Origin of the sequence: Micromonospora ferruginea (assembly GCF_013694245.2) — a bacterium.
GTDB classification, from domain to species: domain Bacteria; phylum Actinomycetota; class Actinomycetes; order Mycobacteriales; family Micromonosporaceae; genus Micromonospora; species Micromonospora robiginosa.
The window spans coordinates 4,074,144-4,087,759 of record NZ_CP059322.2 but is presented as its reverse complement, the minus strand read 5'-3'; the positions used below and the strand labels follow the sequence as shown (position 1 = coordinate 4,087,759).

Sequence of the window (13,616 nt, the reverse complement as noted above, 5' to 3'; positions counted from 1 at the left end):
GGATGGTCGCCGTCGCGACGCTGAGCGGTCTCGCCGCGACCGCTGCCGCCGTGCTGCTCGTCCGGTCGGCCGGTCGGGGCGACTGCCGCCGGCGGCAGGCCCACGTGCTGCTGGCCGTCGCCGCCGGGGCCGCCCTGCTCGGCCTGCTCCTCGGGCTCGTCGGGCTGCTGGCCGCCGGGGACCACTGGGCGCACCGGCAGGGTCAGCGCACCGGCTGGGCCACGCTGGTCACGGCGTCCTTCACGGTGGCCGGGCTGGGCCTCGGCGCCGCGCTGCTGCGGCTGCCCGGCGCGGCCGCGACCCGCGCCGCCACCGCCCGGCTGCTGCTCGACGGCGTCATCATGGCCACCGCGCTCTGGTTCGTCGGCTGGGTGGCGTTCAGCGCGCCGACCCGGCTGCTCGGCGCGGCGACTCCGGTGGGCTGCCTGCCCATCCTGCTGGCCACCGTCGTCGCGGCGCTGACCGCCGGGCTGACCCTGATCCTGGTGCTCCGGGCCGCTCCGCCGCGCGGCTGGCTGGCCCTGCTGGGCGCCGGGGCGATCGGGGTGCCGGTCGGCGGGTTGGGTGTGTCCGCCGGGCTGTGCCAGGGCGGGCCGGGCATGCTCGCGACCAGCGCGGTGGTGACCGCCGCCGGGCTGCTGGCCGTCGCCGTCGCCGGGCGCCGGGCGGACGCGACGCGCTTCGACGTCGACCTCATCCGCCGCGACGGCGAGTACGCCTTCGTGCCGATGTTCGCCATCGCCGCCTCCGCGATGTACCACCTGATCCAGGGCGGCCGGTTCGACGGCTACGGCATCGTGGCCGGAAGCGTCGAGGGGTTCGCGCTGGTGGCGCGGCAATATCTGGCGCTCAACGACGTCCGTGGCTATGCCGTCAGGCTGGCCGAGCGGGAGGCGCACTTCCGCGAGCTGGCGCACACCGACCCGCTCACCGGCCTGGCCAACCGGCGCGGCCTGCTGCGCGCGCTGCAACGGTGTGCCGAGACCGGCATCCCCTGCGTGCTGCTCGGGCTGGACCTGGACGGCTTCAAGAACGTCAACGACATGCGCGGGCACGACGTCGGCGACGCGGTGCTGGCCGAGGTGGGCCGGCGGCTGCGCGGCAACCTGCGCCCGGGTGATCTCGCCGCCCGGCTGGGCGGCGACGAGTTCGCGGTGCTGATGCACTCCTCGGCCGAGCCCGGCCCGGTCGCCGACCGGCTGCTCGGGGTGCTCGGCCGGCCGTACGAGGAGGCGGACGGCCCGGTCTTCCTCTCGGTCAGCATCGGGGTGGCCGGCAGCCACGGCAACCACGACGTCGAGCTGCTGCTGCGCAACGCCGACCTGGCGCTGCGCTACGCCAAGCAGCGCGGCAAGAACCGGATCGAGCGTTACGACGCCACGTACGACCAGTTGCTGAGCCGGCGGACCCGGCTGGAGCACGAGTTGCGCGGCGCGATCGAGCGGGACGAGCTGCGGCTGGTCTTCCAGCCGGTGGCCTCGCTGCCCTCGGTCCGGCCGGTCGGCGCCGAGGCGCTGCTGCGCTGGCACCATCCGGAGCTGGGCAACGTCCGGCCGGACGAGTTCATCCCGCTCGCCGAGGAGTGCGGGATGATCGCCAAGCTCGGTGCGTGGGTGCTGCACCAGGCCTGCTACCAGCTCTCCCGGTGGCTGGCCGACGGGCACGACGTCTGGGTGTCGGTGAACGTCTCGCCGCGCGAGCTGCACGCCCCGGAATACGTGGTCCAGGTCGCCGACGCGCTGCGCGCGCACCACGTGCCGCCGCAGCGGCTGGTGCTGGAGGTGACCGAGCACGCCGTCGCCACCGACCTGGACGAGCTGATCCGGCGGCTGACCGCGCTGCGGCTGACCGGGGTGCGGATCGCGCTGGACGACTTCGGCGCCGGCTACTCCTCGCTCGGGCAGTTGCGCCGGCTGCCGATCGACATTCTCAAGATCGACCATGGCCTGGTCGCCGAGCACGAGCCGGTGCGGCCGGTGGGCCGGGAGGGTCCGGCGTTCGCGCCGATGGTCGACATCGTCATGCGCCTCGGCCACCAGTTCGGGCTGGAGGTGATCGCCGAGGGGGTCACGAACCCCACCGAGTTGGCCGCCGTGGTGGCCGCCGGTTGCCGCTTCGGCCAGGGCGCGCTGTTCGGCTGGGGGGTGCCGGCCGAGCACCTGGAGGCGATGCTGGAGGCCGCCACCGCGCCCGGCAACCGGCCGGCGCCGCTCCCGCCCGCGCCGCCGCCCCCGCCGGTGCGCGCCCCGTCGCCGCTGCTGCCCCGGCTGCGCAACAACCCGCCCGCGCCGCGGCCCCCGCTCGACGCGTCGCCGCAGCTCGCGCCGGGTGCGGAAGGGGTGCCGCCGGCCGACACGCCCACCTCCGTGAACCAGAATGTGGGATCAGTTGACTCATCGCGTGAGATGCGTCAGGCTTAGCCGCATGTCGTCGAACCGGTCGCTGCGAGTACTTACCTGAGCGCACTCTCCCCCTGAGAGTGCGCTGGCCCCGTGCATCCTGCACGTGGGCTTTTTTGTTGCCGTCGCCCGCGTCACCACTCACAGCCGAAGGCCTGAACCGCCATGACGAGACCCACGCCAGAGACCCTCGCCCACTCCGCCCGGCGAGCCCGTCCGGGTGCCGGCGCGACCGGTGACCCCGACCAGACCGCGGCCCGCGCCGGCGCCGCCGCCGGTCGCAGCGCCCCGACCACCGCGGAGCCCACCGTCGCCCCCGTCCGGCAGCCCGCCCCCGCGCAGGTCTCCGGCGCCGGTTCGCTGGTGCGGTCGCTGGAGGCGCTCGGCGTCGACGTGGTCTTCGGCATCCCGGGTGGCGCGATCCTGCCCGCCTACGACCCGCTCTACGACTCCACGGTCCGGCACATCCTGGTCCGCCACGAGCAGGGCGCGGGGCACGCGGCCACCGGTTACGCCCAGGCCACCGGCCGGGTCGGCGTCTGCATCGCCACCTCCGGCCCGGGCGCGACCAACCTGGTCACCCCGATCGCCGACGCCTACATGGACTCGGTGCCGATCGTGGCGATCACCGGTCAGGTGGCCCGGCCGTCGATCGGCACGGACGCCTTCCAGGAGGCCGACATCCAGGGCATCACGCTGCCGATCACCAAGCACAACTTCCTGGTGCAGACCGCCGACGAGATCCCCCGGGTGCTGGCCGAGGCGTTCCACCTGGCCTCGACCGGCCGGCCCGGCCCGGTGCTCGTCGACATCCCCAAGGACGTCCTGCAGGCGCCGGCCACCTTCGCCTGGCCGCCCACGCTGGACCTGCCCGGCTACCGACCGACCCTGCACCCGCACGGCAAGCAGATCCGCGAGGCGGCCCGGCTGATGACCGCGGCCCGCCGGCCGGTGCTCTACGTCGGCGGCGGCGTGCTCAAGGCCGGCGCCACCGAGGGGCTGCGCCGGCTGGCCGAGCAGACCGGGATCCCGGTGGTCACCACGCTGATGGCGCTCGGGGCGTTTCCCGACTCGCACCGCCAGCACCTGGGCATGCCCGGCATGCACGGCACCGTCGCCGCGGTCTACGGCCTGCAGAAGGCCGACCTGATCGTGGCGCTCGGCGCCCGCTTCGACGACCGGGTGACCGGCAAGCTGGACTCGTTCGCGCCGGACGCCGCGGTGGTGCACGCCGACATCGACCCGGCGGAGATCGGCAAGAACCGGCACGCCGACGTCCCGATCGTGGGCGACGCGCGGCACGTGATCGACGAGCTGATCGCGGCGGTCACCGCCGAGCAGGCCGCCCACCCGGCCGTCGACCTGGCCGACTGGTGGACCCAGCTCGACGACCTGCGTGAGCGGTATCCGCTCGGCTTCGAGGAGCCGGCCGACGGCACGCTCTCCCCGCAGCACGTGATCAAGCGGCTGGGCGAGATCGCCGGGCCGGACGCGATCTACGTGGCCGGCGTCGGCCAGCACCAGATGTGGGCCAGCCAGTTCATCTCGTACGAGAAGCCGAACACCTGGCTCAACTCCGGCGGCCTGGGCACCATGGGCTACGCCGTGCCGGCCGCGATGGGCGCGAAGGTCGGCAAGCCGGGCACCACGGTGTGGGCGGTGGACGGCGACGGCTGCTTCCAGATGACCAACCAGGAGCTGGCCACCTGCGCGTTGGAAGGCATCCCGATCAAGGTCGCCGTCATCAACAACGGCAACCTGGGCATGGTCCGGCAGTGGCAGACCCTGTTCTACGGGGAGCGCTACTCCAACACCGAGCTGGGCACCCACAAGCACCGCATCCCCGACTTCGTGAAGCTGGCCGAGGCGCTCGGCTGCGTCGGGCTGCGCTGCGAGAACGCCGCCGACGTGGACAAGACGATCGAGGCGGCGATGGCGATCACCGACGCCCCGGTGGTCATCGACTTCGTGGTCGGCAAGGACGCGATGGTCTGGCCGATGGTCGCCGCCGGCACCAGCAACGACGAGATCATGTTCGCCCGGGGTGTGCGCCCGGCCTTCGACGAGGATGAGTTGTAAATGACGATGCACACGCTGTCCGTGCTGGTGGAGAACAAGCCGGGCGTGCTGGCCCGGGTCTCCGGGCTGTTCTCCCGGCGCGGGTTCAACATCGACAGTCTCGCCGTGGGCGAGACCGAGAACCCCGACGTCTCCCGGATCACCATCGTGGTCAACGCCGAGTCCTCGCCGCTGGAGCAGGTGACCAAGCAGCTCAACAAGCTGGTCAACGTACTCAAGATCGTGGAGCTGGACCCGCAGGTCTCGGTGGCCCGGGAGCTGCTGCTGGTCAAGGTGCGCGCGGACCGCAGCGCCCGCGCGCAGGTGCTGGAGACGGTCGGCCTGTTCCGGGCCCGGGTGGTCGACGTCGCGCCGGACACCCTGACCATCGAGGCCACCGGCACCCCGGACAAGCTCGACGCGCTGCTGCGTGACCTGGAGCCGTTCGGCATCAAGGAGATGGTCCAGTCCGGCACCGTGGCGATCGGGCGCGGCTCCCGCGCCATCACCGCCGGCCCGGCGCTGCGCGCCGCCTGATCCGTACCCACCAGTTTTTCGACGGGCCGACGGGCACCGCCGTAGGAAAGGGAAGTCAATGAGCGTTGAGGTTTTCTACGACGACGACGCCGACCTGGGCCTGATCCAGGGACGCAGGGTCGCCGTGATCGGTTACGGCAGCCAGGGTCACGCGCACGCGCTGTCGCTGCGCGACTCCGGCGTCGACGTGGTCATCGGCCTGCCCGCCGGCTCGAAGAGCCGGCCCAAGGCCGAGGAGCAGGGCCTGCGGGTGCTCACCCCGGCGGAGGCGGCGGCCGAGGCCGACGTGATCATGATCCTGGCGCCGGACACCGCCCAGCGGGCGCTCTACACCGACGCCATCGCGCCGAACCTGGCGCCGGGCAAGGCGCTCTTCTTCGGCCACGGCTTCAACATCCGGTACGGCCTGATCAAGCCGCCGGCCGAGGTGGACGTGGCGATGGTCGCCCCGAAGGGCCCCGGTCACCTGGTCCGCCGGCAGTACGTCGACGGCAAGGGCGTGCCCTGCCTGGTCGCCGTCGAGCAGGACGCCAGCGGCAGCGCGTTCGGCCTCGCCCTGGCGTACGCGAAGGCGATCGGCGGCACCCGGGCCGGCGCCATCAGGACGACGTTCACCGAGGAGACCGAGACCGACCTCTTCGGCGAGCAGGCGGTGCTCTGCGGCGGCGCGGCGGCGCTGGTGCAGACCGGCTTCGAGGTGCTCACCGAGGCCGGCTACGCCCCCGAGGTGGCCTACTTCGAGTGCCTGCACGAGCTGAAGCTGATCGTCGACCTGATGTACGAGGGCGGCATCGCCCGGATGCGCTACAGCATCTCCGACACCGCCGAGTACGGTGACCTGTCCCGCGGCCCGCGCGTCGTGGACAGCCGGGTCAAGGACGAGATGCGCAAGATCCTCGGCGAGATCCAGTCCGGCGAGTTCGCCCGCGAGTGGGTGGCCGAGGACGAGGCCGGCCGGCCCAACTTCGCCAAGTGGCGGGCCGAGGGCGCGGCGCACCCGATCGAGGAGACCGGGCAGAAGCTGCGCGCCATGATGAGCTGGGTCGACCGCCCGATCACCGAGACCGCCTGACCCGGCGTACCGCACGGCCCGCGACCCGACGCTCTCCCCGGCGTCGGGCCGCGGGCCGTCGCGCGCCCGTGAACGGCCGATGACGGGCGGGTGACGGGCCTGTGTGAGGGCCCTCACCCCGCGGTCCGGGACCGGGAGAGCGGACCGCCACCTACCATCCTTGGTGTGGTGCCCCGGCGCACCCGACGGCCATGGCACGGCTCGGCGCAGGGCGCAGCGCGGCGCCCCGACGCCCCAGGCCAACCGATACCGAGCGTCTACGAGGACCGATGAATCCTGTCGTACTGATCGCCGAAGAACTCGCCCCCGCCGCCATCGAGGTGCTCGCGCACGACTTCGACGTGCGCCACGTGGACGGCACCGACCGACCGGCCCTGCTCTCCGCCCTCTCCGAGGCCGACGCGGTGATCGTACGCAGCGCCACCCAGATCGACGCCGAGGCGATCGCCGCGGCGCCCCGGCTGAAGGTGGTCGCCCGGGCCGGCGTCGGTCTGGACAACGTCGAGGTGCCCGCCGCCACCGCCCGGGGCGTCATGGTGGTCAACGCTCCCACCTCCAACATCGTCTCCGCCGCCGAGCAGGCCGTCGCGCTGCTGCTCGCGGTGGCCCGCAACACCGCCAGCGCCAGCGCCGCGCTCAAGGCCGGCGAGTGGAAGCGGTCCAAGTACACCGGCGTCGAGTTGCAGGGCAAGACCGTCGGCGTGGTCGGCCTCGGCCGCATCGGCGTGCTGTTCGCGCAGCGCATCGCCGCGTTCGGCACCCGGCTGATCGCGTACGACCCGTACATCCAGCCGGCCCGCGCCGCGCAGCTCGGCGTGCGCCTGGTCGGCCTGGAGGAGCTGCTGCGGGAGGCCGACTTCATCTCCATCCACCTGCCGAAGACGCCGGAGACGGTGGGCCTGATCGGCGAGAAGGAGCTGGCGGTGGTCAAGCCGGGCGTCCGGATCGTCAACGCCGCCCGGGGTGGCCTGGTCGACGAGCAGGCGCTCGCGGACGCGATCGCCGAGGGCCGGGTCGCCGGCGCCGGCATCGACGTCTACGCGAAGGAGCCGTGCACCTCGTCGCCGCTGTTCGCGTTCGACAACGTGGTGGCCACCCCGCACCTGGGCGCCTCGACGAACGAGGCGCAGGACAAGGCCGGTCTCGCGGTGGCGAAGAGCGTCAAGCTGGCGCTCCAGGGCGAGTTCGTGCCGGACGCGGTCAACGTGCAGGCCGGCGGCGTGGTCGCCGAGGACGTGCGGCCGCTGCTGCCGCTGGCCGAGAAGCTGGGTCGGGCGTTCACCGCCCTGGCTGGCGGGGTGGCCGCCAGCGTCACGGTCGAGGTGCGCGGCGAGATCGCCACCCACGACGTGTCGGTGCTGAAGCTCGCCGCCACCAAGGGCCTGTTCAGCTCCGTGGTGGAGGAGCAGGTCACCTACGTCAACGCGCCGCACCTGGCCGCCGAGCGGGGCGTCGAGGTCACGCTGGCCACGCCGGCCGAGACCGTCGACCACCCGAACCTGGTGACCGTGCGTGGCGCGCTGCCGGACGGGCGTACCGTCCGGGTCTCCGGCACGGTGGCCCACGCCGGCGCCCGCGACGTGCTCAAGCTGACCGAGGTGGACGGCTTCGACGTGGAGATCGGCGCGGAGGGCATCCTGGTCTTCTTGCGCTACGTCGACCGGCCCGGCGTGGTCGGCACGGTCGGCACCCTGCTCGGCGAGGCCGGCGTCAACATCGCCGCCATGCAGGTGGCCCGGCGGGAGGCCGGCGGTGAGACGCTGATGACGCTCACCGTCGACCAGGCGCTCGGCGCCGACCTGCTCACCTCGGCGGCCGACTCGATCGGCGCGGTCGCGGCCAGCGCGGCGGACCTGCGCGACGAGTAGTCCGGACCGGACGGACGGGGGCCCGGCCGGTTCGGCCGGGCCCTTCGTCGTCGTACGGCGCCGGTTCCGCGCCCGCGCCGGTCAGGACGGGACGCGCGCCGGTGGCGGGTAGACCGACCCGTCCTGCGCGTCGAAGAGCATCAGGTCGTGCTCGCCGGCCAGCCGCTCGATGTCCAGGAGCACCTGGTCGGGGCAGGTCGGATGCAGGTTCATCTCGACGTGGTCGGCGGCCGCGTGCAGCGGCGCCACCTCCCACGGCGTGCCCGGCCGGGCCGGCCGGTCGGGGTAGCTCGCCGTGATCGCCCGGTAGAAGCCGACCACCCGCGGGTCGGGGTGCTGCTCGCCGTGCCACCCCTCGCGGCACTGCCGTACCGCCGCCCGCACCTGCTCCGGTGTCGCCCCGTTCGGCAGGGCCCACACGCTCAGATCGAAACTCACGGCGGACAGCGTGCCATCCGAGGCGGCGTGCGTCACTTCTGCCCCACCCCGGGGACCCACCTGCTGATTGTTGACACCGCACCAATGGGTCCGCTGTGGAGACTCTTGCGTCGAGTTGCGTCGATTCGCTAGCGTACCGGTGCGGTGCACGGCTGAGTCGATTCCCGGCCCGTCTTCGGGTGGCGTGGTCGGGCGTTCGGCCTGTCGGCCCCGCACCCCTCGATTGCGCGAGCCACGCGCACTCGTCGCTGACCGGCCCCCACGGTCGTTGCCGAGACCGCGGGGGCCGATCGCGGCCCACACCCCGGATGCGAGAGCGGGGCGCGGCCGCGCGTCAGCGGCGGTGGTGCGCGAAGAGCGCGCGATAGTCCGAACCGTCGCGGAACCAGGTCAGGCCGGCCGGGCCGGCGGCGTACAGCGCGGTGGCGTAGGCGTCGGCGATCGCCAGGTCCGGGCCGACCACGGTGGCGGCCACCAGCCGGTCGGTCGGCTCGCCGGTGTGCGGGTCGACGACGTGCCCGCGTCGGCCGGTGACGCCGGAGGTGCCGACCGCGCCCGCGGTCATCTCCAGCACCAGCGGTGCCCGGCGCGCCTCGGTCGGGTGGTGCACCGCCACCCGCCACGGGCCGCCGTGCGCGGCGTGTCCGCGTACCGTCAGGTCGGCGCCGCTGAGCACGGCGTAGTCGTGGATGCCGGCGGCGCGCAACCGGGCCGCGGCCCGCTCCACCGCCCAGCCGCCGAGCAGGCCGCCCGGGTCGAAGCCGCCCGGCACCGCCCACGCGTCGAACCATCCGTCGGTCGCCGCCCGCATCGCGGCGCAGCGGTCGACCAGGTCGGCGAGCGGCGGGTACGAGTCGGGGCTGATCTCGTCGCGGCGCAGTCGCGACACCAGGCTGTCCGGCTGGTTGGGGCCGTAGGTGAGGTCGACGGCGCGCAGCTCGGCGACGGCGTCGCGGAGCGCCTCGCCGACGCCCCGGTGGCCGAACCAGTCGGGCGCGTTGAGCAGCAGGGTGTACTCGGCGGTGGTGGTGCTCACCGTGTGCCGGACGCTGATCCGGTCTCCGGCGGCGGTGCCGTCCCGCTCCACCCGGTGGCTACGGGCGCCGAGGCGCAGGTCGGGGCGGGGCTGGCGGAACGCGGACTGGTCGACCCAGCGGGTCCGGGGTTGCTCGTCCGCCCAGTGCGCCCGCCGCTGGTCGATCCGCATGACACCCGCCCCCTCGCTGGCCGCCGCCGCGTCGCGGCGATGCCGGTCCCGGACCCCCGTCGACCCGGTCGTCCTGACCATAGGCAGTGGAGATGACCGCACCATGAATGCCGGCTGGGAGCCTCCTGTGCATCGCCCGTCCCGGATCGTGGAAGACTCGTACCGGGGGGCGGGACGGCGACGTACCGTTGCGCAGAACGACGAGGTGAGGAGCGCCAGGTGGCACGCATCGCGGTGGTGGCCGGCGACGGCATCGGTCCCGAGGTGGTCGGGCAGGCCCGCAAGGTCCTCGACGCGGTGCTGCCCGGGATCGAGGCCACCGAGTACGACCTGGGCGCCGCGCGCTGGCACCGCACCGGCGAGGTGCTGCCCGACTCCGTCCTCGACGAGCTGGCCGGCCACGACGCCATCCTGCTCGGCGCGGTCGGCGACCCGACCGTCCCGCCGGGCGTGCTGGAGCGCGGCCTGCTGCTCAAGCTCCGGTTCGCCTTCGACCAGTACGTCAACCTCCGCCCGTCGCGGCTCTGGCCCGGCGTGACCAGCCCGCTGGCCGCCGTCAAGCCCGGCGAGGTGGACCTCGTGGTGGTCCGGGAGGGCACCGAGGGGCTGTACGCGGGCGCCGGCGGCAGCCTGCACCGGGGCACCCCGGCCGAGGTGGCCACCGAGGAGAGCCTGAACACCCGGCACGGCGTGGAGCGGGTGATCCGCGACGCGTTCGCCCGGGCCGGTCGCCGGGAGCGACGCAAGGTGACGCTGGTGCACAAGACCAACGTGCTCACCCACGCCGGCTCGCTCTGGTCCCGCGCGTTCGCCGAGGTGGCCGCCGAGCACCCGGACGTGACCACGGAATACCAGCACGTCGACGCCGCCGCGATGTTCCTGGTGACCAACCCGTCCCGCTACGACGTGGTGGTCACCGACAACCTCTTCGGCGACATTCTCACCGACATCGCCGCCGCGGTGACCGGTGGCATCGGGTTGGCCGCCAGCGGCTGCATCAACCCGGAGGGGCGCTACCCGTCGATGTTCGAGCCGGTGCACGGCTCCGCGCCGGACATCGCCGGCAAGGGCGTCGCCGACCCGGTGGCCGCCGTGCTCTCCGCCGCGCTGCTGCTCGACCAGCTCGGCCACGCCGAGGCCGCCGCCCGGGTGGGCGCCGCCGTCGCCGCCGAGCTGGCCGGCCGTACGCCCGGTGCGCCGGTGCGCACCGAGGAGGTCGGCGACCGGCTCGCCGCGCACGCCGTAGCCTGACCCGGGCCGGCTTCCCTGGCCCGGTCACGGGCCGCCAGACCCGTCCCGGGCCCGCCTCGCCGCCGGCGCGGGGGCGGAGCTATCCGCTGAACGACCGTTCGGGGTAAGTTTCTGGCACCAGTGACGTCGGCGTGCGATCCCGCATGCCGTGGGACCGCAGGGAGGTCAGCGCGATGAGCGGTGGTGACAAGCTCGATTTCGAGATCCGTCCGAATCCCGCGCCGGTATCCGCCGCCGACCGGGCCGCCCTGCTGGCGAACCCGGGCTTCGGCCGGGTGTTCACCGACCACATGGTCACCGTCCGCTACGCCGAGGGCAAGGGCTGGTACGACGCCCGGGTCGAGGCGCGCGCGCCGATCCCGATGGACCCGGCCGCGGCGGTGCTGCACTACGCGCAGGAGATCTTCGAGGGCCTGAAGGCGTACCGCACCGGGGACGGGTCGGTCACCATGTTCCGGCCGGAGGCCAACGCGGCCCGGTTCGTCGCGTCCGCACAGCGGCTGGCCATGCCGGAGCTGCCGCCGGAGACGTTCGTGGAGTCGCTGCGCAAGCTGGTCGAGATCGATCGGGAGTGGATCCCGGAGCACGAGGACGCCAGCCTCTACCTGCGTCCGTTCATGTTCGCCAGCGAGGTCTTCCTCGGCGTGCGTCCGGCCAACGAATACCTCTACTGCGTCATCGCGTCGCCGGCCGGCGCCTACTTCGCCGGCGGGGTGAAGCCGGTGACGGTCTGGGTCTCCCCGGACTACACCCGGGCGGCGCCCGGCGGCACCGGCGCGGCCAAGTGCGGCGGCAACTACGCCGCCTCGCTGGCCGCCCAGGCCGAGGCGATCGAGGCCGGCTGCGACCAGGTGGTCTTCCTGGACGCTGTGGAGCGGCGCTACGTCGACGAGCTGGGCGGCATGAACGTCTTCTTCGTCTACGACGACGGCACGCTCGTCACGCCGCCGCTGGGCGGCACGATCCTGCCGGGCATCACCCGCGACGCGGTGCTGACGCTGGCCGCCGAGGCCGGGCACGAGGTGCGGGAGCAGCCGGTCAGCTTCGCCGACTGGCAGGCGGACGCGGCCAGCGGGCGGCTGCGGGAGGTCTTCGCCTGCGGCACCGCCGCCGTGGTCACCCCGATCGGCGGCGTGAAGTTCCCGGACGGCGAGTTCCTCATCGGCGGCGGTGAGCCGGGCCGGGCCACGATGGCCCTGCGGCAGCGGCTGGTCGACATCCAGCGCGGCCGTGCCGAGGACCGCCACGGCTGGGTCACCCAGGTTCTCTGATCGGCGCGGCCGGCCCGCTCCTCGGCGGAGCGGGCCGGCCGCGTCGCTCATTCGAGCAGGTGGGCGCGGAGCGCGTCGAGCTGCTCGGCGGTGACGCCGGCGTCGGTCAGGTAGCCCTCGACCGAGCCGTGGCCGGCGCGCAGCTCGGCGAGGAACAGCTCCATCGCCTCGGCCGGGGAGGCCAGGAACGGCGGTGGCGGCTCCTCGGCGTCCGGCAGCGTGGCCCGGACCCAGGCGCTGAACCGCTCGGAGGCGGCGGTGCTCAGCGCGTAGTCGGCGACGATGTCGTCGTCGGGCACCCCGAGCACGGCCAGCGTGAGCGCGCAGACGATGCCGGTGCGGTCCTTGCCGGCGACGCAGTGCACCACCACCGGGGCGTTGGCGCTGTCGGCGATCAGGCCGACCGCCTCGGCCAGGCCGGCGGTGCCGGTGCGGGCCAGGTCCGCGTAGCGGTCGGCGAGGTAGCGGGCCAGGCTGACCCCGGAGGACTCGTACTGCCGGGCGGCCCAGTCCTCGTGCTCGGGGTGGATGTGCCGGTAGGCCAGGCCGTCGTAGTCGGGCACCCGGCCGTCGCGTTCCACCTCGGTGGGGCGGCGCAGGTCGATCACCGTGCGGATGCCGAGCGCGGTGAACGCCGCCCGGTCGGTCTCGTCGATGCGGTGCAGCGAGTCGGAGCGGTAGAGCCGGCGGCGTCGGACGGTGCGCCCGTCACGGGCGCGATAGCCGCCGACGTCGCGGAAGTTGAACAACGCGGGGAAGGGTGTCTCCGGTGCGTCCACCCCTGACACGGTAACGGCCGGCGGTGGCATCGGTGTGCCCCCGCCGGCCGTGGCCGGTGCGAGTGTCAGATCCGGGTCGGGCCGTCCGGCGGCAGCGCGGAGTGGTTCTCGCCGTAGTAGCCGCCGAGGCTGTCCCGGTAGGCGGGGTCGGCGTGGTTGGTCTCGTCGTACTCCGGGGCGGCCTTGATCTGGTCCTTGTCCCGGTCGACGAAGACCTTGCGCTCGTCGTGGTCGACGTGGTTCACGGTGCCGGCCGGCAGCATGACCTTCTTGCCGAAGATCCACGGGCCGGTGTCGACGACCAGGTAGCTGTCGTCGACCTCGTGGCTGGCCTTGTCGATCTTGCCGATGCCGCCGTCGGTGGCCTCGACCTTGTAGCCGGTGAGGTCCGCGCTGGCCACGCCGGCCTCGTCGCGGTAACGCCACGGGTCGAACGCGCCGGCCGGCGCGCCGCCGGCGTGGGCGCCCTGGCCGCCGTCGGCGACCGGGTCGGTGGTGCCGTGCGTGGTGTGCGGGTCGAGCCTGTCCATAGGGGTGACTCCTGTCCCGGCCGGTGGGCCGTCGTGGGGAGCGAATGTGTCGTTGCTGCACCGGTTGGTACCCGTTGGCCGACTTTTCAACCCTCGCCCGGTGTCCCGGAATGTGGATTACGGCTCCCAACCAGCGGCGGAGGTGGCAGAGTACCGGTCGTGACCAGCTTCGTCCTGATCATTAGCAGCTAGCGCGCCGGCCCTTC

Annotated in this window: 11 protein-coding genes; 7 read left to right on the top strand and 4 right to left on the bottom strand. The window is 73.6% G+C overall.

The genetic code is table 11. From position 1 onward, the window contains the following. Window positions 1–2: 2 nt before the first annotated feature. The 5 genes from H1D33_RS17690 (at window position 3) to serA (ending at window position 7,934) form a co-directional block, all read left to right on the top strand. Window positions 3–2,420 (top strand): putative bifunctional diguanylate cyclase/phosphodiesterase, encoded by a 2,418-nt coding sequence (locus tag H1D33_RS17690; protein ID WP_414685546.1) that lies wholly within the window; start codon window positions 3–5, stop codon window positions 2,418–2,420. 144 nt (window positions 2,421–2,564) lie between these two features. Beyond that, a complete protein-coding gene (locus H1D33_RS17685; protein ID WP_181572093.1) occupies window positions 2,565–4,478 on the top strand; it encodes an acetolactate synthase large subunit in 1,914 nt (637 codons plus the stop codon). Continuing rightward, window positions 4,479–4,994: an acetolactate synthase small subunit gene (ilvN, locus tag H1D33_RS17680; protein WP_099162192.1), complete on the top strand. Its 516-nt coding sequence runs from the start codon at window positions 4,479–4,481 to the stop codon at window positions 4,992–4,994. 58 nt (window positions 4,995–5,052) lie between these two features. Next, window positions 5,053–6,066: a ketol-acid reductoisomerase gene (gene ilvC / locus H1D33_RS17675; protein WP_181572094.1), complete on the top strand. Its 1,014-nt coding sequence runs from the start codon at window positions 5,053–5,055 to the stop codon at window positions 6,064–6,066. A 269-nt stretch (window positions 6,067–6,335) separates the two neighbouring features. Continuing rightward, window positions 6,336–7,934 (top strand): phosphoglycerate dehydrogenase, encoded by a 1,599-nt coding sequence (serA, locus tag H1D33_RS17670; RefSeq protein ID WP_181572095.1) that lies wholly within the window; start codon window positions 6,336–6,338, stop codon window positions 7,932–7,934. Window positions 7,935–8,015: 81 nt separating this feature from the next. Here the strand turns inward: serA and H1D33_RS17665 are convergent, their stop codons facing one another. Beyond that, window positions 8,016–8,372 (bottom strand): hypothetical protein, encoded by a 357-nt coding sequence (locus tag H1D33_RS17665; protein ID WP_181572096.1) that lies wholly within the window; start codon window positions 8,370–8,372, stop codon window positions 8,016–8,018. 334 nt (window positions 8,373–8,706) lie between these two features. Next, the gene (locus H1D33_RS17660) at window positions 8,707–9,579 is read right to left on the bottom strand and encodes an FAD:protein FMN transferase (protein ID WP_181572097.1); all 873 of its coding nucleotides are present in this window, start codon (window positions 9,577–9,579) and stop codon (window positions 8,707–8,709) included. 219 nt (window positions 9,580–9,798) lie between these two features. On the opposite strand from H1D33_RS17660, the gene H1D33_RS17655 reads away from it, so the two are divergent. Both H1D33_RS17655 and H1D33_RS17650 read left to right on the top strand, forming a co-directional pair. After that, entirely contained in the window at window positions 9,799–10,830 is a 1,032-nt protein-coding gene (locus H1D33_RS17655) for a 3-isopropylmalate dehydrogenase (protein ID WP_181572098.1), read from the top strand. 173 nt (window positions 10,831–11,003) lie between these two features. Then, window positions 11,004–12,101 (top strand): branched-chain amino acid aminotransferase, encoded by a 1,098-nt coding sequence (locus H1D33_RS17650; protein ID WP_181572099.1) that lies wholly within the window; start codon window positions 11,004–11,006, stop codon window positions 12,099–12,101. Window positions 12,102–12,148: 47 nt separating this feature from the next. On the opposite strand, the gene H1D33_RS17645 is transcribed toward H1D33_RS17650, so the two are convergent. Together H1D33_RS17645 and H1D33_RS17640 are read right to left on the bottom strand one after the other, a co-directional pair. Further along, on the bottom strand, window positions 12,149–12,880 hold the full coding sequence (locus tag H1D33_RS17645; protein ID WP_414685423.1) for a tyrosine-protein phosphatase: 732 nt from the start codon (window positions 12,878–12,880) through the stop codon (window positions 12,149–12,151). A gap of 65 nt (window positions 12,881–12,945) precedes the next feature. Further along, complete coding sequence (locus H1D33_RS17640; RefSeq protein WP_181572101.1) at window positions 12,946–13,410, bottom strand: PRC-barrel domain-containing protein; 465 nt, start codon at window positions 13,408–13,410, stop codon at window positions 12,946–12,948. Between the last annotated feature and the right edge of the window lie 206 nt (window positions 13,411–13,616).